This window comes from Robertmurraya mesotrionivorans (genome assembly GCF_050971805.1).
Lineage (GTDB): Bacteria > Bacillota > Bacilli > Bacillales > Cytobacillaceae > Robertmurraya_A.
This window is the reverse complement of sequence record NZ_JBPCCH010000005.1, coordinates 140,850-162,728: the sequence shown is the minus strand read 5'-3', so window position 1 is coordinate 162,728 and position 21,879 is coordinate 140,850. Positions and strand designations below refer to the sequence as shown.

The 21,879-nt window shown below is 37.6% G+C and carries 21 protein-coding genes; 6 read left to right on the top strand and 15 right to left on the bottom strand.

Annotation, left to right across the window (positions count from 1 at the left end; genetic code table 11):
* Positions 1–33: 33 nt before the first annotated feature.
* From ACRX5O_RS11160 to ACRX5O_RS11145, 4 genes are all read right to left on the bottom strand, one after another.
* Positions 34–606 (bottom strand): branched-chain amino acid aminotransferase, encoded by a 573-nt coding sequence (locus tag ACRX5O_RS11160; RefSeq protein WP_433906015.1) that lies wholly within the window; start codon positions 604–606, stop codon positions 34–36.
* Positions 607–642: 36 nt separating this feature from the next.
* A complete protein-coding gene (locus tag ACRX5O_RS11155; protein WP_433906014.1) occupies positions 643–1,398 on the bottom strand; it encodes an exodeoxyribonuclease III in 756 nt (251 codons plus the stop codon).
* Positions 1,399–1,682: 284 nt separating this feature from the next.
* Positions 1,683–2,597 carry a CBASS cGAMP-activated phospholipase gene (locus tag ACRX5O_RS11150; RefSeq protein ID WP_433906013.1) on the bottom strand — a complete coding sequence of 305 codons (915 nt, stop codon included), beginning with the start codon at positions 2,595–2,597 and terminating at the stop codon, positions 1,683–1,685.
* Between the two features lie 181 nt (positions 2,598–2,778).
* Positions 2,779–3,072 (bottom strand): putative quinol monooxygenase, encoded by a 294-nt coding sequence (locus ACRX5O_RS11145; protein WP_119708644.1) that lies wholly within the window; start codon positions 3,070–3,072, stop codon positions 2,779–2,781.
* A gap of 79 nt (positions 3,073–3,151) precedes the next feature.
* On the opposite strand from ACRX5O_RS11145, the gene ACRX5O_RS11140 reads away from it, so the two are divergent.
* Complete coding sequence (locus tag ACRX5O_RS11140) at positions 3,152–3,586, top strand: hypothetical protein (RefSeq protein WP_433906012.1); 435 nt, start codon at positions 3,152–3,154, stop codon at positions 3,584–3,586.
* 26 nt (positions 3,587–3,612) lie between these two features.
* On the opposite strand, the gene dacB is transcribed toward ACRX5O_RS11140, so the two are convergent.
* Together dacB and ACRX5O_RS11130 are read right to left on the bottom strand one after the other, a co-directional pair.
* Positions 3,613–5,094, bottom strand: coding sequence for a D-alanyl-D-alanine carboxypeptidase/D-alanyl-D-alanine endopeptidase (gene dacB, locus ACRX5O_RS11135; protein ID WP_433906011.1), 1,482 nt, complete (start codon positions 5,092–5,094; stop codon positions 3,613–3,615).
* 69 nt (positions 5,095–5,163) lie between these two features.
* On the bottom strand, positions 5,164–6,003 hold the full coding sequence (locus ACRX5O_RS11130; protein ID WP_433906110.1) for an oxidoreductase: 840 nt from the start codon (positions 6,001–6,003) through the stop codon (positions 5,164–5,166).
* Between the two features lie 252 nt (positions 6,004–6,255).
* Here ACRX5O_RS11130 and ACRX5O_RS11125 point away from each other — a divergent pair, with 252 nt between their 5' ends.
* Positions 6,256–6,738 carry a ribonuclease H-like YkuK family protein gene (locus ACRX5O_RS11125; protein ID WP_119710614.1) on the top strand — a complete coding sequence of 161 codons (483 nt, stop codon included), beginning with the start codon at positions 6,256–6,258 and terminating at the stop codon, positions 6,736–6,738.
* Positions 6,739–6,741: 3 nt separating this feature from the next.
* Here the strand turns inward: ACRX5O_RS11125 and ACRX5O_RS11120 are convergent, their stop codons facing one another.
* The gene (locus ACRX5O_RS11120; protein ID WP_433906010.1) at positions 6,742–9,297 is read right to left on the bottom strand and encodes a helicase-related protein; all 2,556 of its coding nucleotides are present in this window, start codon (positions 9,295–9,297) and stop codon (positions 6,742–6,744) included.
* Positions 9,298–9,532: 235 nt separating this feature from the next.
* Here ACRX5O_RS11120 and ACRX5O_RS11115 point away from each other — a divergent pair, with 235 nt between their 5' ends.
* From ACRX5O_RS11115 to ACRX5O_RS11100, 4 genes are all read left to right on the top strand, one after another.
* The gene (locus ACRX5O_RS11115) at positions 9,533–9,793 is read left to right on the top strand and encodes a DUF2533 family protein (protein ID WP_391558068.1); all 261 of its coding nucleotides are present in this window, start codon (positions 9,533–9,535) and stop codon (positions 9,791–9,793) included.
* 138 nt (positions 9,794–9,931) lie between these two features.
* The gene (locus ACRX5O_RS11110; protein WP_433906009.1) at positions 9,932–10,462 is read left to right on the top strand and encodes a MerR family transcriptional regulator; all 531 of its coding nucleotides are present in this window, start codon (positions 9,932–9,934) and stop codon (positions 10,460–10,462) included.
* Positions 10,463–10,687: 225 nt separating this feature from the next.
* Positions 10,688–11,305 carry a DUF47 domain-containing protein gene (locus ACRX5O_RS11105; protein WP_433906008.1) on the top strand — a complete coding sequence of 206 codons (618 nt, stop codon included), beginning with the start codon at positions 10,688–10,690 and terminating at the stop codon, positions 11,303–11,305.
* 14 nt (positions 11,306–11,319) lie between these two features.
* Positions 11,320–12,318 (top strand): inorganic phosphate transporter, encoded by a 999-nt coding sequence (locus ACRX5O_RS11100; protein WP_433906007.1) that lies wholly within the window; start codon positions 11,320–11,322, stop codon positions 12,316–12,318.
* A gap of 39 nt (positions 12,319–12,357) precedes the next feature.
* Here ACRX5O_RS11100 and ACRX5O_RS11095 read toward each other — a convergent pair whose 3' ends face one another.
* The 8 genes from ACRX5O_RS11095 to ACRX5O_RS11060 form a co-directional block, all read right to left on the bottom strand.
* On the bottom strand, positions 12,358–12,552 hold the full coding sequence (locus ACRX5O_RS11095) for a hypothetical protein (RefSeq protein ID WP_119708652.1): 195 nt from the start codon (positions 12,550–12,552) through the stop codon (positions 12,358–12,360).
* Positions 12,553–12,679: 127 nt separating this feature from the next.
* Complete coding sequence (locus tag ACRX5O_RS11090; RefSeq protein ID WP_433906006.1) at positions 12,680–13,651, bottom strand: ring-cleaving dioxygenase; 972 nt, start codon at positions 13,649–13,651, stop codon at positions 12,680–12,682.
* Between the two features lie 258 nt (positions 13,652–13,909).
* Entirely contained in the window at positions 13,910–16,090 is a 2,181-nt protein-coding gene (locus ACRX5O_RS11085; RefSeq protein ID WP_433906005.1) for an AAA domain-containing protein, read from the bottom strand.
* 99 nt (positions 16,091–16,189) lie between these two features.
* Positions 16,190–17,233 (bottom strand): glycosyltransferase family 2 protein, encoded by a 1,044-nt coding sequence (locus ACRX5O_RS11080; RefSeq protein ID WP_433906004.1) that lies wholly within the window; start codon positions 17,231–17,233, stop codon positions 16,190–16,192.
* Positions 17,234–17,254: 21 nt separating this feature from the next.
* Positions 17,255–18,895, bottom strand: a complete 1,641-nt coding sequence (locus tag ACRX5O_RS11075) for a DUF6044 family protein (RefSeq protein WP_433906109.1) — start codon at positions 18,893–18,895, stop codon at positions 17,255–17,257.
* Positions 18,896–19,038: 143 nt separating this feature from the next.
* Positions 19,039–19,731 carry a CAP domain-containing protein gene (locus ACRX5O_RS11070; RefSeq protein WP_433906108.1) on the bottom strand — a complete coding sequence of 231 codons (693 nt, stop codon included), beginning with the start codon at positions 19,729–19,731 and terminating at the stop codon, positions 19,039–19,041.
* A gap of 511 nt (positions 19,732–20,242) precedes the next feature.
* Entirely contained in the window at positions 20,243–21,277 is a 1,035-nt protein-coding gene (ltaE, locus tag ACRX5O_RS11065) for a low-specificity L-threonine aldolase (RefSeq protein ID WP_433906003.1), read from the bottom strand.
* 106 nt (positions 21,278–21,383) lie between these two features.
* Positions 21,384–21,806, bottom strand: a complete 423-nt coding sequence (locus tag ACRX5O_RS11060) for a hypothetical protein (RefSeq protein WP_433906002.1) — start codon at positions 21,804–21,806, stop codon at positions 21,384–21,386.
* Positions 21,807–21,879 lie beyond the last annotated feature (73 nt).

Below are 21,879 nucleotides of genomic sequence, written 5' to 3'. Positions count from 1 at the left end.
CCTATGTTCTTGACTAATTAATATTTCATTTAATTAAATCGTTTGAACAAATGAAAAGATAAATGAGTATACCAGTTGGTAAGCCTCCGCAACGGTCATATCCTCACGAAAACCTGGAAGGGTATGTAGGGAAAAATTGATATTCCAAATGCCTTCTTGCGCGTCGAACATTAAGTCTACAGGCTCTTCAGGATATTCTGAGTGTTGTGTAAAATAGTCTCTAAGCTGTGAAGAATACTTTTTTTGAATTTTGAGACCGAGCATCACATCGTAGGTTCCAAATAAGTCGTCAACTTCAAAGGAAATCGCATCGATTCCAATTAACGTAAACCATTTCGATTCCATATATAGAAACTCATTCATATGTTCCTTAAAATACGTAATTGGCTTATTTAAGAAGTTCGCATTTTCCTCTCCCAGAAATTCTTCTGTTTCCTTATTTGAGCGTTCCATATAGGCATCAAGAAACCTAGATTTCCCATTAATTTTGACAACTTCCGTAGCAGAGTTAGTTAATCCATTGTTTATAACAAAATCGTATTCCTCTGGATACAATTCAACCTTGCTTTGATTTTTCATTAAATTCTGTAATGATTCTTTTAACATGAGAAAATCCTCCTAAGTAATTGCTATCTTCAGTTTTTACAAACTCACTTCAATGCATACCGGGCAGTGGTCACTTCCCATCACATCGCAATGAATCTGTGAGTCTATTAAATTCGTAGCAATCCTATTTGATAAAATGAAATAATCAATACGCCATCCGATGTTCCTTTCTCGGACCTTGCTCATATATGACCACCAAGTGTAAGTATCTTTTTGTTCTGGATATAAATAGCGGAAGGAGTCCACAAAGCCAGAGCTTAGCAGGTTGGACATTTTACCTCTTTCTTCCGTAGTAAAACCAGAGTTACCAATATTGCTTTTTGGATTTTTTAAATCAATCTCTTCATGGGCCACATTTAAATCCCCACAATAGATGACCGGTTTTTTCTTATCTAGTTGAGTTAAGTAGTCAGATAATTCATCCTCCCATTGCAAACGGAGAGGCAATCTAGCTAAATCACGTTGTGAATTTGGTGTATACACATTTACTAGGTAGAAATTTTCATACTCAAGGGTAATAATTCGCCCTTCTGACTGAGATTCATGTTCACCCACACCATACGAAACGGAGAGTGGTTTATGTTTTGTAAAGATGGCTGTACCTGAATAACCCTTCTTTTCTGCGTAATTCCAAAATTGATAATAACCTTCTAACTGTAAATCAATTTGACCTTCTTGCAGCTTCGTTTCTTGTATTGAAAAGAAATCTGCATTCATTTCATTAAAATAGTCTAAAAAGCCTTTTTTTACACAAGCTCTTAAACCATTCACATTCCAAGATATAAACTTCATTTATCTTTCTCCTCTATCTAAATCTGAGGCTCATTTTACTATAATTTAAAACGTCTGTCCAAAATAAGAAAAGCGCAAGCGCCCGTTTTGCGACGTATGGACTGGAGCGCTCTGACTGAGATAAAGGAAACACGGAGAGCGCTAGCGATCCGATGTTGACTTATCGAAGGGAAGAGAGCGAAGTACACTAGTCGCTGGGCGCTGGAGCTAGACATTGTTTATAGTTCAATAATTTATCCTTTCTTATCTTCTAAAAAAGGATGCACGTTTCCGCATCCTCATTATTACGTTTGTAAAAACTGCAGAATTTCCTGCTTTTTCTCTTTATATACTTGTCTGCCTAATTCAATTAGCCATTCAATTGTCTCTACCTGGTCAAAAGGAACTTCTTTGCCTAAATCCGTATTTAATCGTAAGTAGTTTTCTCCAAGTAAATGTTGACACTGATACGAGATGGATTCCGAGGATAAATGGAGGGCAAGGTCAAGCAGCTTCGGTGTAAAAGTCATCGTATGTAACCGAAAAGGCATCCAGTGCTTAATCCCCCACAAATGAGTTTTTTTAGAATTGAAATTGATTTTTTGTTGACCAAGTCCAATCGATAATATTTTTATTTGTTCCATTTCTAATTCGTAATGGTTCATCGCTTCCGTAATACACACGAGTGAAGGATTGTTGGCCCAGAGGCCCCCATCAATGGTAATGACTTCATTATTTATATTGTTAGGTGGAAAATAGATAGGAGCAGAGCATGAGGATAGTACAGCATCCCAGAGCTTTATATGATCATTTTCGCCTTTCTTATGAATTCCATAATGCGATCGATGAACATATGGTTTCCCCTCCGTTACATTGACTGCAGGAATTAAAAGTGGAATACCTACCTCAGCAAGTGATTGCTCCTTAAATGCTTTTTGAATAAAGCAGCGTAGATCACGATCACTATAAATACTACGAAACAAGCCGATTCTTGCTTTTCGTTTAAAAATTTTTCTTCCAAAGTGACGGTACCCCTCGAGGAGTTCACCCATTTCCCTTTTTACAGCAATGGAAGCAGCTATGATTGAACCTGTACTCGTACCAGCAACAAGGTCAATGGAATCGCGAATGCTCATTCCTACATCCTTTTCTAATTCCTGAAGAATGGCAACTGCAAAAACCCCTCGAATTCCTCCACCATCAATACATAACATCTTCATGTTTTCACCTTTTACAAGTAGTTTTATGTTTTTTTAAAAAGCTTCCCCATCTTAGTTGCAATTGTGTTAAATCCTCTTCATATGAGGCATCCAAATTTCATCAACCGATCCAATATTCTATCTTAACTTCCCCAAACAGAAAAAAAACAACCATTTACATGATTGTTTTTTCTATGAATGATTAATTTTTTTTAGTTGCTTCAAAAACAGACACAACAGGTGGAGCATCAAGATAGGTTGAGCTTACCTTACCCCAGTCTTTATAGTGCGGAGTTTCATTATGAAACTTAATAGCTTCCATGTCCTTCCATTCTTCTAATACGACAAATGTATTGGTATCCGTGGTTAACTCATATAGTTCATAACGAATATTTCCCTCTTCCGCTTGTGAACCCTCTACCAACGGCTTAACCACTTCCAGGAATTCTTCACGTTTTTCTGGCTTTATTTTTAAATGTGCATGAATAATATTCATCCTGAATGCCTCCTTTTTCAACTTCTTTTATTTTAGCAAAATTTCGGTTAAATTGGGAATAATAGCTATGAGGTGATGCATGATGAAAATAAAAACTCTAGTTATTTGTTTCGTATTCTTCCTTCTAGCCCCACTTGCTAGTTTTGCCGAACAAAACCCTATTGAGATTTTTGATATCGAAGAAGGAAAAGTGGTTCAGGAGAGTCCTTCAACTTCTGATATTCAAAAGGAAACTGAAAAAATCATTAAAAGTATTACAGGCGTGTACAAAAATCTAGATCCCCTTCCGAAAAAAGGTGTAATGGTCAAGATACCTCTAGATCCACCTATCACGTTAAAAAATGAATGGTTCAATGATTTTGTCAATGAAGCTGTGCTTATTTTCTCATATGAGGAGGAAGATCCATATATCCTCATTTGGAATGACGAAAACCATCCTCACTTTTACACGTTCAAAGCCTCAACAGAGAAGCTAATGAAGTTATTAAAGTACCAACCCAAAGAAAAGGAATAGAACCTAGGGCTGTTTCCCTAGGTTCTTTATTGATTGGCTATTATTGAAATCATTCGGTCTTCTACTTTTTTTGCATTTTCTTCATCTACCACATTATTTATTAGGATAGAAAATATCAAGTTGCCCTTTGATCTCGTCCTTACATAACCCGAAATGGAGCTTACTGTCGTTAACGTTCCGGTTTTTGCCACTACATTCCCTACTAAAGGTTCTTGTTTCATCCGATATCGTAATGTTCCACCCACCAGTTTTTCCTTTGCTCCAGCTACTGGCAAGGCACGATAATAGCTTGGAAACCAGCTCTTTGATTGAATGGCGAACAACAGCTTCGTGAGTTCATTGGGTTGTACTAAATTCACATGAGAGATCCCTGAACCATCTCTTATTACTTGGTTGTTAAATTCTATTCCAAATGGGGTTAGCTTCTCATTCATAACAGCTAGTCCTGCTTCAAAACTACCCGTTCCTTTTATAACCTTCCCCATTTCCTTCATCAACAGCTCACCATGGACATTATTGCTAAGCTTCATAAACGGCAGTAATAACTCTCTTAGTGGTATCGATTTGAGCTCGTTGATAAAACGCGCATTACTTGGTGTTACTCCTAGCCGGTATCCTTTATCCACTTTGATACCAACTTTTTTTAACTCCTCTTCAAAGAGATGTACAACAAACTTACTAGCATGAAAAACCGATATCCACTCACTTTCACTTGTTGCACCTTGAGGAATTTGACCAGAAATCGTAATCGTATTGGTAGAGTGATCCCTTGAGAACGTAAGGTCCTCCTTACTATCTTTTGCGCTAGTTACTGCTTCATTTACAACATGAACATATGTATTTTCTGGCCTCATCGTAAAGCTTACTTTTTCTCCTACCTTTTTGGCTGGCTTTACTTCTAATGCTACTGTCCCCGCATCATAATCCTGATCAGGCGATAAAGTTAATGCAGATATTTCTGCGCCATAATAGGCTTCTTTATCGCTCCATGGCATATCAATGGAATAACGAATATCATCATATCTTGTATCGTCTCCAAGGATTTGTCCACCAATTCTTTTAATTCCGATCTCCTTGAGGCTATGAGCAAAAGCTTGTAAATCAGCTTGCTGTAGGGTAGGGTCCCCACCCCCCTGTAAGATTACATCTCCCTTTAGTACTCCTTTTTCAATTGATCCATTTACAAAAAGCTTAGTAGAGAAAGTATAGTTTTCCCCAAGCACTTCCAAGGCACTAGCCGCCGTGAATAACTTTAAATTAGAAGCAGGCCGAAGTCTTGTTGATCCGAGATGATTATAAATTAATTCACCTGTTTGTTGGTTTCTAATACTAACACCTACCATTGCTCCCGCTAAAAGTGGCTCTTCATTAATAAACGAATCCAATTGCTGACTAAGAACTGAGCCTTGAGTATTTGCTTTTACATGGGGAGCAGTAGCAGTGAGAGCAGGTAATAACCATGTAAATAGTAGACTTAAGACGATGACTGTAATTTTATACCGGTACAATATCTCTGCCCCTTTATTAATCGTTTCAGTCCTACTAATATATGTTACAGAAATTCAATCTATGTAAATCTACTCTATTTTTTTCATTACCATCCGCTCCCATAACCTCCATGGAAGACAGCTCTTTACGAACAAAGTAAATCTTACTCCCTTTCCAATTGGGTACCTTAGCTTAGTCGAGGATTGTTCGCAGATTTCTGTAATGAGGTTAGATACCTCTAATGGGTCGCCATATGAGGCTTCTCCCTTTTCCAGATGTAACGAAAGTTTTTTCATATAAGAAAAGTAGGGTGAATGCTTCTGCAATGATTTATCTGTTATATGCTTTCCAGACGACCAAATACTCGTTTGAAAAGAACCGGGTTCCACTAACACCACATCAATACCAAAAGGGCCTACCTCCAACCTTAAGCTCTCGCTCCAGCCCTCTAACGCATGCTTGGACGCTACATAGGGTGATAGCCCCGGAAAACCAACTCTTCCACTAATACTGCTAACATTAATAATTTTCCCGTTCCTCTGCTCTCGCATAAAAGGAAGGCATAATTGTGTGACAGAAATCGCTCCGAATACATTCGTTTCAAACTGCTGCCGATACTCTTCGATCGGAATCTCTTCAGAAAATCCAGCGCCAGCATAACCTGCGTTATTGACTAACACATCTACTCGACCAAGTTCTCTAAGTTTCTCTTTAAATACTAGTAAAGAATGGTCGTTTGTTACATCCAAAGGAAAGACCTCTACAAGTTTTGTAACCTTTGCTACTCCTGCCCTCTCTAGTAAGGCTAACTTTTTATCTACATTTCTCATTGTCGCAACTACATAATAATTCTGTTTAGCTAGCTCAATACTTGTTAGCATGCCAAAACCACTTGATGCACCTGTAACAACGGCTATTTTTTTACCGATCATAATGTCCCCCATTCACTTTATATAGCTTATTTTAGCAAAAAAAAGCCAAGGACCCATCCTTGGGAACCTTGACCATTTTTATGGTAGAAAAACGGAAATGACTGAATTCTGGTTATTTATAGAAAAAGAAAGATGACAACTTCCTCGAGTATAAGCCATATACTTTTCTAAGAGCATGCGAAAGTAGGTGGCGGTTTGTCTCACAATCAAAAGGAAATATTTCTGTTTCAAAACCTTCAAGAAAATCACATGTCATTTGAAGATATATTCGAAAGAATTATTACGTTTATGCAGCTGCACCCCAGTGGAAACTACCGACTGATGGTTGGAACAGACTCACAGGTTCATCATAATCGTACCCTTTTTATAAGTGGAGTTGTCATTCAAAACATCGGTAAAGGTGCCTGGGCCTGTATTCGGAAGGTTGTAGAACCTAGAGAAATGAAACAGCTTCATGAGCGGATTTCCTATGAAACGACTCTTACCGAAAGAATTGTCTCCCTATTTACCGAAGCACATAAAAATCGTCTTATTGATATCGTTCTTCCCCATATATACCATGGTGCCTCATTTACGATGGAAGGACATATTGACATTGGTTCAGGACAGCGAAACAAAACCCGTGAATACGTGGAAGAAATGGTCACAAGAATCGAATCAATGGGTTTTGAACCTAAGATTAAGCCTGACTCCTTTGTTGCCTCCAGCTATGCGAATCGTTATACAAAATAATCTTTATGATCTTTTATAGCGTGCTGAATGGCATTGGTCACAAATAGGAAATTCATAATTCCATGGCAAATGACGTCCACAACTACGGCATCTTTTTGCAAATGAACCAACATCTGTTTGAAGCTTTTCATGGACCTCGTCACTCAACTCATCCCTTACTCTTTCCCAATAAATTGCCTCTGTTCTCCGATCTAACCGATATAAAAACAATAAATGTAATCCTAATTTTTTATACGATAACTCGAGGTCCTCCAATGTTCGCTTTTTTATATTTGGCTCTGGCAGGTCTTCGTTATTGATGATTGCAAAAATCGTTTCATACCATTGCTGAATTAAGGCTTGCTCCCTTGAGGCAAACGGAAGATGTAAAAATCCATATAAATCCTGTAAAGAAAGACGTGCTTCAATTTCAGTTCCCTTCACGATGTCGTAAAGCTCCCGTTCTTCAGCTAAGCTTGCCTTTTCCGTACCCCTTGGATTTTTAAAGCGATCCCATAATTCAAAAAAAGTACCAAGATCACGATAATACGTTTGAAACCTTTCTAACACACCGGTCGTAGGTGCAATCGCAAAAGTATGAACTGGTTCATCTTCTTGTTCTAGTTTCCTTCTCATAAGCCGGATATCCTTTGTAAATGCCACTTTTCCAACATCATAAATCCCTTTTCTGCCTGCCCTCCCGGCAATTTGCTTGATCTCCTGCGAAGTTAAAAGCCTTCTTCTTGTACCATCAAATTTCTCATTTTCTAAAAATACAATTCGACGTATCGGTAAATTAAGACCCATTCCAATTGCATCTGTTGAAACGATGACCTTCGACTTTCCTTCAATAAATTGTTGAATTTGTTTTTTTCTTGTCTCAGGGGGCATGCTACCATAAATTACACTGACCGAATGACGATCGTTTTGAAGTCTTGATGCCGTTTCTAACACCCTTCGACGAGAGAAGCAAATTAGTGCATCTCCCTTTCGCACATGTTTGATGGAAAATTCGTTTCCTTCCACCTCAAGCGGAATGTCACGTTTATATTCATGAATTTCCGTTTTTGATTCTCCTAGTAATTGTAAAATCATATTTTTCGAATTTCTGCTGCCTATGATATGAACTTCCCGAGCTCTTGCCTTCGTAATCGCCTTAAACCATGAAAACCCTCTATCCTTATCAGTAATCATTTGAGCTTCATCAATGACGATACAATCGTATCGATCTTTTTCATGGAACATTTCAACCGTTGAAGCAATGTGGCTTGCTCCTGGAGTCAATTTCTCTTCTTCACCTGTTTTTAAAGAACAAGGTATGCCTTCCGCATTTAATTTATCATATACCTCAAGTGCAAGAAGTCTAAGTGGTCCAAGGTAGAGGCCGCTTGTTGCTTTTTTCATTCTTTCAAGAGCGTGGTGTGTTTTACCCGTATTTGTTTCTCCTACATGGATGACATATTCAACATTTGGATCATAGATCACTCCATATTCCCTGCCAAATATATCGTCCATCATCCGCTCTTCTTCTTCGATCTTTCTTTGTCGTTCAGCCTCCTCCTCGGCTTTCCGTTTCACTCTTTCTGCTTTTTGCTCTTCATATAATTTGCTATGAAAATCAAGATCATAAGGTGTATCCACTGCTTGTAACAAGTGATCAATATATTCAACTTCTAATTCAGAAAGCATTTTGGAAAAGAGAGATTCAAGCTCTTCTTCCACAAGCTCCTTCATCTTTGATTTCGAAAGAGCTTGGCCAGTTAGCTGGATGTAATCATTTTTCGTTCCATCATCAAGATTTGTCATCACTTTTGATGGAGCAAGAGACAAAAGATTCTTCCAAACGAAGGAACTATATAAGTCGCCATAGGTTTCATATTCATAATAAAACCTGCCATCATAATTCGTTTTCTGAATATCCCCTGTTAGCTCATCCAAAAAGAAAGAAAAGGACTGTTCACGAAGATCCTCAAAGCTGCCTTCTATTTCAAGCTTCTCTTCTAGTGCATATGTATCAAGCCTTTTATATCTAGGCTTGGATTGAAGATCTGCTTTCATCTGTAAACCAACTAAATATCTAATATACAAATAAAGACTTTGATAGCCGCTTGAGAATACATCCGAAGCCTTTTCCTTTATCGCTTCTAGGACAGACTCCTTTTTTATTAATTTCTGAGTCGCTTCTTTTCTTTTTTGAACTTGCTCCATTGTGTGGTCATATAAATCATTCCATTTTTCGAATTCCTGAGCGTATGTTTCCTCGAGCCAGTCTGTTACTTTAAACGGTTCATACTCTCTGACTTCTGTTCGAAACAGGTGGTCAATCATTTTTCTAGCCATTCCCTCTGTTTCAATCCCACGGTCCTGCAAAAATTCTTTTTTATCTACCCGGGGAACCTGGTTAGACACTCTTGTAAGCCAAACATTTACCCATATTTGATCCAAATAATGACCCCTTGCCCGTAAATACTCCTCAAAGGTTGGCCTCTCTTCCTGTTGCTCGAAGAATGACTCTATATCCTGATGGATCTTCATTTTTGTATGTACAATACTTTCATCATGTATTTTTTGTAATAACATTTTTCACCCTCCAAATAACCATCTCTGTCGATTAACCATACCATTATTTGATATTGTTTTAAATCATATGGCTTTTTATCCTATTATTGACCTTTGCGTCTTATCAAAAAAGATGCTATGATTATTTTGCTCCCTCCGAACATTCGCTTGTTGCGGGACACTTAACCATGTACGGACGGAGGGAGTTGGTGTCTGCTTAGCAGACACCATTTTTAATAACAAAGGGGCGAATTTTGTGAGTGTACATAAAGCATTATCTGATCATGCGAAAAAACTAAACGCTATTTTAACCCAATACGCAAATCTTGACCGTGAACGGGAATTCTACATAGAAGAAGCATTATCTCTTTATGAAAGAGGCCTTCCCTTCACTACCGATAACATTAATTCTATTACGATTCAAATGAACAAACTTTCTAATAAAATTGAAAATCTTCCACCTCGAAAACTTGTAACCAAGGAAATGGTCGAAGAATATGCAAATAGACGAAAATAAGTGAAGCAGAAGGCCGTGACCTTCTGCTTTTTGTTTTTTTAAAAATTGCACTTCTTTTGGCGAAATAAAAGAAGTTTTGTCGCCAAGATAGGAAATTTAATTTTTAAAGAAGAACATTACTATAAAGGAGTTGAGACTATGAATACGAGTTCGGTCGCTAAACAATTGGGAGTTTCTTCAAGTACCGTAAAACGTTGGGTAAAACAATTAAAACTAGACTTAGAGAAAAATGATATGGGGCATTTCACCTACCGGCAAGAAGACGTTGACCTATTAATGACTTATAAGGAACAGCAAAACGAAGCTTTACTCGTTTACAATGAAATTGCGACTGGTAAAGACTATTTACGAAGAGGCTCAGTTCATACATCCATGGTTGATGAAAATACGGTTCTTCTAAATCGGATCAAATGTCTAGAGTCCATTGTACAGTCAAAGGCGGACCAGGTCGTGGAATATCAGATACTCCAACATCGGAGAGAAATGGAAGAAATGCAAGCTACCCTTGAAAAACTTGAAGAAAGAATTCGGTTATTAGAAGCACAGCAAGTACCTCCTTCATCCCTTATTACCTCTTCCGAACAACCCATAAATATAAAGCCTCGAAGAAAGAAAAAACAGAGTATCCTACAAAGTGTTTTCCGTTCTTCCACCCAACACAGTTCTTAGCATCTAAGAAGTGTGTTTTTTTTTGCATTTTTACAGAAACTAATATGAAGAACATACGAGGGTATGAAAATCAAGTATTCAGTTCAACAAACTCGATATTGTATTAAAAATTGAACGAATTGTGAAAAAACCTGTATTTTTTCGACAAAATTCTTTCCTATTTAATAGTTTTCGTATAAAATTAATCTCGTTTGGATGAAGTGATATATAACTGGAGGTTACATGATGGTTTTCAAGAAGAAAGACAAGTTTAACACTTTGTTAAGCAGCATTGCACTAAACCTTAAAGAAGGTGCAGATTATTTCGCTGATTACAAATTGAAAAATGTGAGCGATCTAAAAATATTCTCCGAGACATTAAAGGACTACGAAACTAAAGGAGATACATATGTACACGAAGTAATAAAAGAGTTAAATAACGCTTTTATTACTCCTATTGAGCGTGAAGATATCCTTCTTCTAGCTATGAGTATGGATGATGTAATCGATGGAATTGAGCATTGTGCAGCTATGTTTGAAATGTACAATATTACTCAAGCTGACGAATTCATGGTGAAGTTTGTTGAAGCTATCAGAAACTGTGCGATTGAAATTCAGCAATCGGTTGAACTGCTTTCAACAAAAAAGCTTCCATCAATTCGTGAACATGCGATTAAAATTAAAGACTATGAGTCAAAATGTGATGGAATCCTTCGTCAGTCAATCAAGCATTTATTCTCAGTTGAAAAAGATCCAATTCGTGTTATTCAATACAAAGAAATTTACGAAGAACTTGAAGAGATTGCTGATAGCTGTCAAGGCGTGGCAAACACACTTGAAACCATCATCATGAAAAATGCATAAGGGGACGTACTAACATGGATGCATTATTTGTGATAACGATTTTAATTGTGATCGGTGCCCTTGCCTTTGACTTTATTAATGGGTTTCACGATACAGCAAATGCGATTGCTACTGCTGTTTCTACAAAAGCGTTAAAACCAAGGCACGCGATTATCCTTGCTGCAGTGATGAACTTCTTGGGAGCAATGACATTCACTGGTGTTGCAAAAACAATAACAAAAGACATTGTCGATCCCTTCACTCTTCAAAACGGATCACTTGTTATTTTAGCCGCCTTGATTGCAGCTATTTTTTGGAACTTACTAACTTGGTACTATGGTATTCCAAGTAGTTCGTCGCATGCCATTATCGGATCCATTGCGGGCGCAGCCATTGCTGCTGCCGGATTCGCATCGTTGAATTACACTGGATTCTTAAAAATCTTACAAGCTTTGCTTTTTTCTCCGATCCTTGCTTTTGTCGCAGGATATATCGTTTACAGTATTTTTAAAGTTATCTTTAAAAACAATAATTTAGCTAAAACTAACAGAAGTTTCCGAACTTTCCAAATATTCACAGCTGCTTTGCAAGCTTATACACACGGAACAAACGACGCCCAAAAAGCGATGGGGATTATTACGATGGCATTGATCGCTAACGGATTTACTAATTCGACAGATATTCCTTTCTGGGTTCAATTTTCTTGTGCGTTGGCCATGGGATTAGGAACAAGTGTTGGTGGTTGGAAAATCATCAAAACAGTTGGTGGAAAAATCATGAAAATTAGACCTGTTAATGGGGTTGCAGCTGACTTAACTGGAGCAATGATCATTTTTGGTGCAACGTATATTCACCTACCAGTAAGTACAACGCATGTTATTTCGTCTTCCATTTTAGGAGTGGGTGCTTCTCATCGTCTGAAGGGTGTGAAATGGGGAACAGCTCAAAGAATGCTAATAACTTGGGTTATTACCTTACCAATTTCAGCAACTATCGCAGCACTATGCTATTTTGTCCTTAATATGATTTTTTAAATTCAATATAAAAACTTCGAGTTCACGACTCGAAGTTTTTTATATTTTTCTAATATTTTTCTTCTGTTTATTCATTACCTCATAAGATTTATCAATAATATCAGTAAGCACATCACCTTTATAGACTCTGCCTATTTTTGTATGCTCCTGATAATACTCAACAATTTCATCGAGTTTTTCTAACGTTTCTTTTGTCACTCGTACATTTAGTTGGACTCTTTTCTCTTCTCCCATCCCCGCAACCATCCTCCTAGTTCTTTTTTATCAATTTGCTAGCATCTGCTAACATAATTATATCAATATAAACAACAATGTCTATCAAAAAAAGATGCTCGTTTTTCACGGACATCTTTTAACGTTTTTATTCTTTTGTATCTAACGGCTTTAATTTCGCTTCTATACTGCTTCTTTGCGCTTCAAAATATGGAGGAAGAGCAAGACTTTCTCCAAGATTCTCAAACGATTCATCCCCCTCAAACCCTGGACCATCCGTCGCTAATTCGAATAGGATTCCATTAGCCTCTCGAAAATATAAAGACTTAAAGTAATATCTTTCTACAAATCCAGAGCTAGGGATTCGCAACTCTTTTAAATACTGAACCCATTTTCTCAATTGTTCTTCATTTTCCACTCGAAAAGCTACGTGGTGAACACTTCCACGTCCAGGTCTTTCCACAGGAAGATCTGACTCTTCAAGGACATGTATTTCTGCTCCGGTCCCTCCTAACCCGGTTTCAAATACTGTCACTTTCTTTTCTTGTATCATATAGGTTCCTACTTCTCTGAATCCTAAAACCCGAGTTAAAATCATAGAAGTAGATTCAAGCTTTGCTACCGTCAACATCACAGGACCCAATCCTATAATCGCGTGTTCAACGGGAACTGGACTTTTCTCCCAAGGCCTTCCCCCTTCAACGCCATGATTATTCTCGTCTGATACAAGCATCAATCTTTGTCCTTCAAAATCCTTAAATGCAAGAGATAATCTTTCGTATACCTTTTGTTCCTCGTATTCTACACCTAAGGCATCAAATCTTTCCTTCCAATAGTGAATCGCAGAATCTGATGGAACACGTAGAGAAGTGGTTGAAATACTATTTGTACCGTATCTAGTTTGGCCTGCATTAGGTATTTCAAAAAACGTCAGATCGGTGCCTGGATTCCCTCGTTCATCTGCATAAAATAAATGATAGACAGACGTATCATCTTGGTTTACGGTTTTCTTCACAAGTCGTAAACCGAGAGTTTTTGTATAAAATTCATAATTTCCCTTTGCATTAGCTGTTATGGCAGATACATGGTGTTGTCCTTTTAAAGGTAATAACTGCTCCATTATTAGCACTTCCTTATCTTTAATTAAAATATCTCAATTTAAAGGTATTTATTTTATAGTGCACTATTTTGTTTCTGATTGCAAATAAATTAATTTTTTTCTTGTACAAAATGTTAGGACGTGCTATAGTTATGAAGCGATGAGCTGAATTGCATAAGTCGAGAGACGCTCCTTTATTGGAATACACGAATGTGGCGTGTAGTCTCGTCGCCGCAATACGCAGAAAAGACTCCTACGGGGGTCTTTTCTTTTTTATTTCTATAACTGTGATAAAAAATATGTGCAAAGCCTCTCTGAATGGACTCGGACAGATATATATGGTGGCAAAGTGTCATTGGCAGCCTCATAAGGGACTCCAAGCCAGAATATTTTGTTATCAACCATGACAAAAGGAAACGGTGGTTGTTTCTCTTCTTGTCTAAATATTAGCTTAACGGAAGAGCCTTGTAGAAGCCGGTTCCACTCATTTGATAATTCTTTTCCTTCTGGGAGAGAAACGAGAATTTCAGATTTGGCTGACCTTACATCGCTCATCAATATCTCAAGCTTTTTCGCATGCATCCAGGTTACGTCTTCATGTTGATTTTTAATCCAGGTACCTATTTGCCCAGGAGTGATAAGCTGATTCGTACTTTCCTGAAATTCTACTAACTTTCGAATCGTTTTATCTCGGTATACCTTCTGTTTTATGTAATTTCGGTTAGCAAGATGAACAAATTTCCCCTTTGTCCTTGTCACTGCCACATTAATTAACCTCTCACTCTCTTTCCCGGTCAATAACATGCTCGGTCTACTCTCAGGAAACGAATCAACCGTATCAAAAACCATTACTTCCCTTTCACTTCCTTGAAATTTGTGTACCGTTGCAGATAGAATCTCCCCATTCTGAAGCTGTTGATTGTATAAATCTTGTAACAGTGTATCCATCAGTCCTGCTTGGGCACGGTACGGAGTCGTATACCCTATATTTTTAGAACCGCCCACATATAATTCATGAATGACCTGAAATGAGAGCAAAACCTGCAACAAATTAAATCGTGATCCTGACGTGGAACGCATACAATACTCCCCCATATGGCTCGTATCTAATAAGATCGACGCCATCTTTGGAAATGGAGCTCTATTTGCGATCGGCTCTCTTACGGTGTACATACTTTTGTAATCTTTTACCATACCAAAATATACAAATTGGTTTGTGAATGCGGAGATGTCAGGATGCATTCTCCTTTGTTCAGACAGCAAAAATAAATGAGGATGCAGCATCCCCTCTTTCAACCCCTCTACAACTCCAGACTTATGAAACACATCCTCTTTTAACCATTCATTTACTAGAGGGTGATTGGCATGTGCAATGGGTGGAAGCTGTTTAAAATCACCACATACAATGCTCTTTTTTCCAAGAGAAACTGCGAATGCAACTTGCGGAATATATGCCATACTTACCTCGTCAATAATAACGAGATCATATTCCTTTTCATAAATAGAGGGATCTGTGGCAGCTTTTGCGAGTGTAGTTCCGATTACCTCTGCATCTTTTACAAACGTCATTTCTTTCGCACGAATTTTATCTAGTACCTGAGCTAGCTTTTTTTCTACTTCTAAAAGTGTTTCAGAGTCTCTAGTGGAGAAAGAACCTACTAAATCTTTTTTTAGTAGATGCCTCTCATTTCTCATTTCTTCTCTTTGCTTTGAAAGTTCAGGGTGATTTTTTTTTAATAAATAATCAATAGTTAAAGGAGTGTCCTGTAATATTTCACTTACTTGTGATCCATATCGAAGAAGTTCTCCAACCTGTAGCTTATTTTGTTTGTCAACAAAACGCATTATCTCTAACATTAACACATCAACAGCTTGGTTACTTTGAGACAAAACAAGAACCTTTTTCGCTTTTAAATATTTATTTGCAATGACCCTAGCTAGTGTGTATGTTTTTCCAGTTCCAGGTGGGCCCCAAACAAAGGTAATTGGATTGTATTTTGACCTGAGCACAAGCTCATGTACATTGGTTTTTATTTTTTCTATTGGATGGAGCGGCACCATGGTTGGCTCCAACATTTTTTGAATCCTGGTCCTTTTCTTCTTGCTTGAACGAATGTCTTGAAGTCGATTAATTAATTCGTCTAAAAGTTCCCATGGATCATATTGGAGCATGAGTTCACTTAAGACAGCTCCAATATATTGTTCGAGTTCTACCATCATACTTTTTCCTTCTGATGATAAAACTCGACCTGCTATTTTTCGCTCTCCCCACCATAATGTTACTTTAGATCCAATTGGAATACTCGTCGTTGTTGATGCCGTATTAAAATAATAAATAAAAGGTGCCCTCTCGTTAATCGCGTAGCCATGAGTAAGGCGATACCTTGTGCTACCGTACTTCTTCAAATATGAAATCTCTATTTGCAGTGCCTTTTGCCAAAGTTGTAAATAAGTTGCCATCATTGTCTTCCCTTTTATTAATAGTAAAAACTCAGAGCGTACACACTGAGTTTCGTTCCGCGCTCATATTATAGCTTTAATTGGTATAAAAAAACAGGTTTAATTGTTATATTCAGATAGGCTTTGGATTGGCATATGGTCATCCTTGAACAACTCTTGACCCTCTTCAAGCGCAAAGTTTCGTCCGAGTGGCAGCTTGAACATGTCAATATCAACGATGTATTTTGGACGGCGTTTGGACTCTTTGTATATTTTTCCGATATATTCCCCAATTAAACCAATTGCGATTAATTGAAGACCACCAATCAGCCAGATAGATGTGATAAGGGAAGTCCAGCCGAGCTCTGTATTTCCAAAAAACTTTAAACTTAGAAAATAAAGCGCAAAGAAAAGACTGATAAAAAAAGATACTAAACCTCCAACGAGGACTAACCGAATCGGAGTAACTGAAAAGGAAGTAATTCCATTAAATGCAAACGATAGCATTTTACGTAAAGGATATTTACTCTCACCTGCTGTTCGTTCTTTTCTTTCATAGAAAACCTTTGTAGATTGAAAACCAAGAAGAGGAATAATCCCTCTTAAAAACATATTCACTTCTTCAAATCCTTGTAGGTACTCTGCTGCACGCTTACTCAATAAACGATAGTCAGCATGATTATAAATAAGCTCTACTCCCATTTTGTTCATTAACTTATAGAATGATTCAGCAGTAAATCTTTTAAAGAATGTATCTGAATCACGCTTCTCCCTTACACCGTAGATAACTTCATATCCCATCTGATATTGCTCAATAAACTCCCGCATAACATAAATATCGTCCTGTAAATCCGCATCAATCGTAATAATAGCGTCCGATGACTCTGTTGCTATGTGAATTCCTGCTAATAAGGCATTTTGATGGCCCACATTTCTAGACAGTTTGACTCCTTTAATCATTCCGTTTTTTAACGTTTCTTTATAAATTAGTTTCCATGTTTGGTCTATACTACCGTCATCTACAAACAGTATCTTACTCTTAGGAGAAACTAGCCCATCATCTACCATACTAGTCAACAAGTTGGATAACTCAGAAAAGGTTTTCTGTAATATTTCTTCTTCATTGTAACAAGGTACAACAATCGTTACGTTTGTTGGATTCAAAGTATTGCTCCTCCTAGCTGTTTAATATAATTTGTATAAGTAAATGGTCCAAGCAGAGCTTTCCGATTGAAATATTTTTTCAAGCTGCAATTTGTTTTCATCCGCATTCTTAATAGGCATTGCTGAAAATACATACTCCCCACCTAATTCCTTTAATTGGGATGGCTGCAGCTGCAAATTTTTTAGAGTTTTAGAAGAATTCTTTTTGACCATATAATGCTTTCCAATTTGGGCTGTAAAAATATAGCATCTTCCCCCCCATTCATCAAAATACCTTTTGATTTTTTTATTCTTACTTAATTCCTTTTCAATAATGGTTCGAAATTGATGCTTATAAGTTAAAGGATAGAAGTTGTTATACGTATCAAGAGTGTAGAAACCGTTATACTGTGCGATTGCTGGGTGAATACCGATACTTACCACACGATAGTCGTTTACTGGTCTTCCTATAAACGCTTTTATGTTGGTAAATTGTTCTGTTGCGTAAAATTGTTTTACGGTTGGCTTTCGATGATTAATGATTTCTTCATTAAAGGCAAATAACAGCATGATCTGCGCAACAAGGATGTAGCGAATATATCCGTTTTTTTGAATGTATGACTTAATAATGAACAAGGCTTGTGCGAAATTGATATAAATAATAAGCGGTCTAAGAAAGTGAAATCTTGCGAAATTAAACGTATTCAAAAAATGAAATCTTTCTACGATTGGAGCCCACCCTTCATAAAACCAAAAAGCATACCAAAGGGATAAGAAAAAGTTTAATACGAATAAGGTAAGATACACTTTATGCACTTTCCAACTCTTGTTTTTTAGTACCAGAAAAAGGGCTATTAAGAGAATTGGAAGGATGATTAAACCATGAACGCTCATCACATGTGTATGTCCTAGGATGAAATTCTTAAAGGTTAAGCGAATCACGCGCCGTAATGGTAACGTGGCATGAATATATTCATCTCGACTGTTTGGTTCACCAGCAACGAGGAAGGAGCTAACCAGACGATATTCTACGAGTAAAAAAACCAATGTCATATACACGATAGAAAGAAAAAATTGAATTTGAAGCTTTTTTCTCATTAAAAGCTCGTAGAACCAAAAGATACCCATCGCTACCAAAAAGAAGAAGAAACCTAGTACAAAACTAGAATAGAAAGGTAAAAAGGTAAAAATGATTACGTTATTCCAAGTTTTCTTTCCACTACGAACATTAAGGAATGCCCATAAGGCCAAAGGCATACCAAGTGTACTTAACATCCCTGATGGCCAAAAGGGAGTTAACGCAAACGCTAATGCGACACCTATACGAATCACCGTATCAGGACTATTTGGCACATAGTAATCTCGAAGCAATAAGTACATACCAAGAAAAGCAAAAAAACGAGTGATCGCCTGGCTAATGGCATACGCCGTCATCGTTGGAAGGAAATGATGAAGCCAAACGATTCCACTAAATTCGGTCCCAAATGCATTCCTAGGCAGACCATTTATCACTTGTGGGATTACAGCATCAATACCTCCAAATAGTTCCCCACTACGGGAAAGAACTTTATACCAAGCAAGATTTGAATCCAAATTATCATGAACTCGTATATGCGCATTTTCTCCTAGTACAAATAAAGGCATTAAGTACACAGCTATAACTACTGATGCGAACACGAACATTCTTCGCTCAAAAACAGTTGAAGATTTGAACAAACTAGCCACCTCATTCAAAAAAGCTCCATTTCTAACTTTTGCATTATTACCGTAATTATTCCATTTTGTTTTTTTATCTAAAAAAAGCTCCCATGAAGGGAGCTTTCTCACTACTTCTTAATAAACATTTGTGTCCAATGGTTTCCAGCTTCCACATAACCAACACCAATATGTGAATAGTTACCACTTAAAATGTTTTTTCGGTGTCCTTCACTATTCATCCATGCCTGAACAACTTCCTCAGGAGTTCTCTGTCCTTTTGCAATGTTCTCTCCAGCACTTTGATACGTAATCCCGAAATCACGCATCATATCAAATGGAGAGCCGTAAGTTGGACTGGTATGCGAGAAATATCCTTTTTGTTGCATGTCGCGTGATTTCTCACGAGCTACGTTACTAAGTTTAGTATCAGCTTGAAGCGCAGGTAAACCAGCTTTTTTACGTTCCGCATTCGTTAACTCAATTACTCGCGATTCAATAGAGCTAATGGATCCAGCAGCAGGTGTAGTTTTTGGTGCTGGAGCTGGGGCAGCAGGAGCTGCTTGGTTTTGATTTTGTGTTGGTGCTTGTTGTGGCTGTGTTGCATTCGGCTGTTGTTGTGTTGGTTGTTGCTGTCCAGCTTGGCCAGTAACAATCTTCCATTGACCTTGCTTAATAATCTGGCTATGTGGATATTTACCACTTGGTGTACCTGTACTATAAGCATTTGGGTCAATTGTGATAACGCCTGTTTTAATTTTTAATATATCACCGTTATGCGCTAGTGCTTTGGATTTGCCTTGTTCGTTTGGCGACCCGTTCATCCCAGTGGCTCCGAAGCCTCGATCCTCTCCTCGACCTTTTTTCACATATCGATAATCATCGGTTGGGGACGGATTGGTTCCCACATCTGTACGGCCAATCTCTCTTCCGCCTCGGTAATCGGAGTCCATATGATATTGATGATCTCCTCGTCCTAAACGAACAAGAGGATTCATATCGGTATTATTCACTCGTTGTGTTCTGTTGGTTGTATATCTTGATGCTTGGTCACTTGTAAATCCTACATCCGAAGTACCGGTCGTGCGGTTATTATTATTATTATCTTCGGCTGCATTGTTGTTACAAGCAGTAAGCAACATTAAAGAAAAACCTACAGAAAGTAGACGCTTGTTCAATGTAAACCCCTCCTTTTAGTAATTAAGTGTTACATATGTAGTGTTTCTTCTTTCGAGACAAAACATAGATGGGAAAAATCGAGAATAAAAATGGCATAAACAAGGAAAAATGACAAAAAAAAAAGATAACCTTATTGAAGGCTATCTCAGGTGACTTTTATTTTGATGGTACAGCTGATATCTTTGCAACCAGATCAATGGTACGTTCGATATCCTGTTTGTTCACTTGATGATGTGTGGTAAACCTTACAGCGGTTGGTCCAAAGGTGACAGCTAGCACTCCCTGTTTTTCTAATTCATTTACAAATGCTTGAGAACTCATTTGTATATTTGCTACATCAACAACCACAATATTTGTTTCTACTTCATTGACCACTTGTATCCCCTTTATATTTTTAAGGGCATCAGAAAAGCTCCTAGCTAAATGATGGTCTTCAATTAACCTTTCTCTCATAGTTGTTAAAGCTACATACGCTGGTGCCGCAATCAACCCAGCCTGACGTAATCCTCCACCTAATCTTTTTCTCCACTTTCTTGCTTTGACAATAAATTCTTTATCTCCAGCCAAGATGGAACCAACAGGTGCACCAAGCCCTTTTGATAAACATACTTGAACAGTATCACAGTACTGCGTAAAATCTGTTACAGAAACACCTAAAGCTGCGGCTGCATTAAACAATCTAGCTCCATCCACGTGAACAGGTATATGATTTTCTGCTCCTATTTCATAGATCTGTTTCATGTTTTCGACAGGAACGACCGCACCACCTGCACGATTATGTGTATTTTCCAAGCAAATTAAGCCCGTATCTGGAAAATGAATGTCCTCGGGACGAATAGCCGAACGTACTAATTGTGGATCCATCGCTCCTCTAGAACCTTGTATCGTTCTCGTTTGCACTCCAGCTAACGCGGACACCGCACCTGACTCATAATAAAAAATATGTGATTCTGCTTCAAGTAAAAGCTCTTGTCCCGGACGGCAATGGGTTAGAACAGCAATTTGGTTACCTTGTGTCCCACTTGTTACGAATAGTGCCGCTTCCTTACCAAGAATGGCAGCAGCTTCCTCTTCTAATTTATTTACAGCAGGATCCTCTCCATATACATCGTCACCAACCTCTGTATTAAAAGCGGCCTCTCTCATTTCTTTTGTCGGTTTTGTCACTGTGTCACTTCGTAAATCAATCACTATGTTTCCACTTCCTTTTATTTCGTATTTCTAAATTATAAAACTTGTCCCACTATTTTTGTATAAAAAAAACCAGATCTTAAAAAAGTTCTGGTAATGACTAAGTTTAATGAAATGTATTTGGGTTAATGTCCTGAAATAAAGTGGCAAAGGTGGACTTATAATTCTTAGTTATCGTTAATAATTCGTTCTCTCCATGAACCTGACAATACTGAATAAAATCATCTAGTTCATAAAAGATTTTTTCAACCATCTCTAATGGAAGGGAAATTGTAGTCAAATGCTCTCCTCCTCCGTCAGCTTCTGGAACATACATTAAAAACTTGTGGTATAGAAAATCAAAGAACTGTAACTCATGATGAAGATGTTCCCTCTCTACATCATCAATATCCTCGTTTTCTTCCACTTCATAACCACGCCAATGCAAGTGAAAAGATGAAAAATGAATCCAAAACATTAATATCTCCGAATTAACCGCTAACTTAATATCATTCGTTTCAACAGAAGAATCTAAAGAAAATAACTCCATAAAAAATGCCCCCTCATTTTAAAGACATTTTAACTTCACAGTTTCGCAGAACGCCTATAAACAAATAATCGCT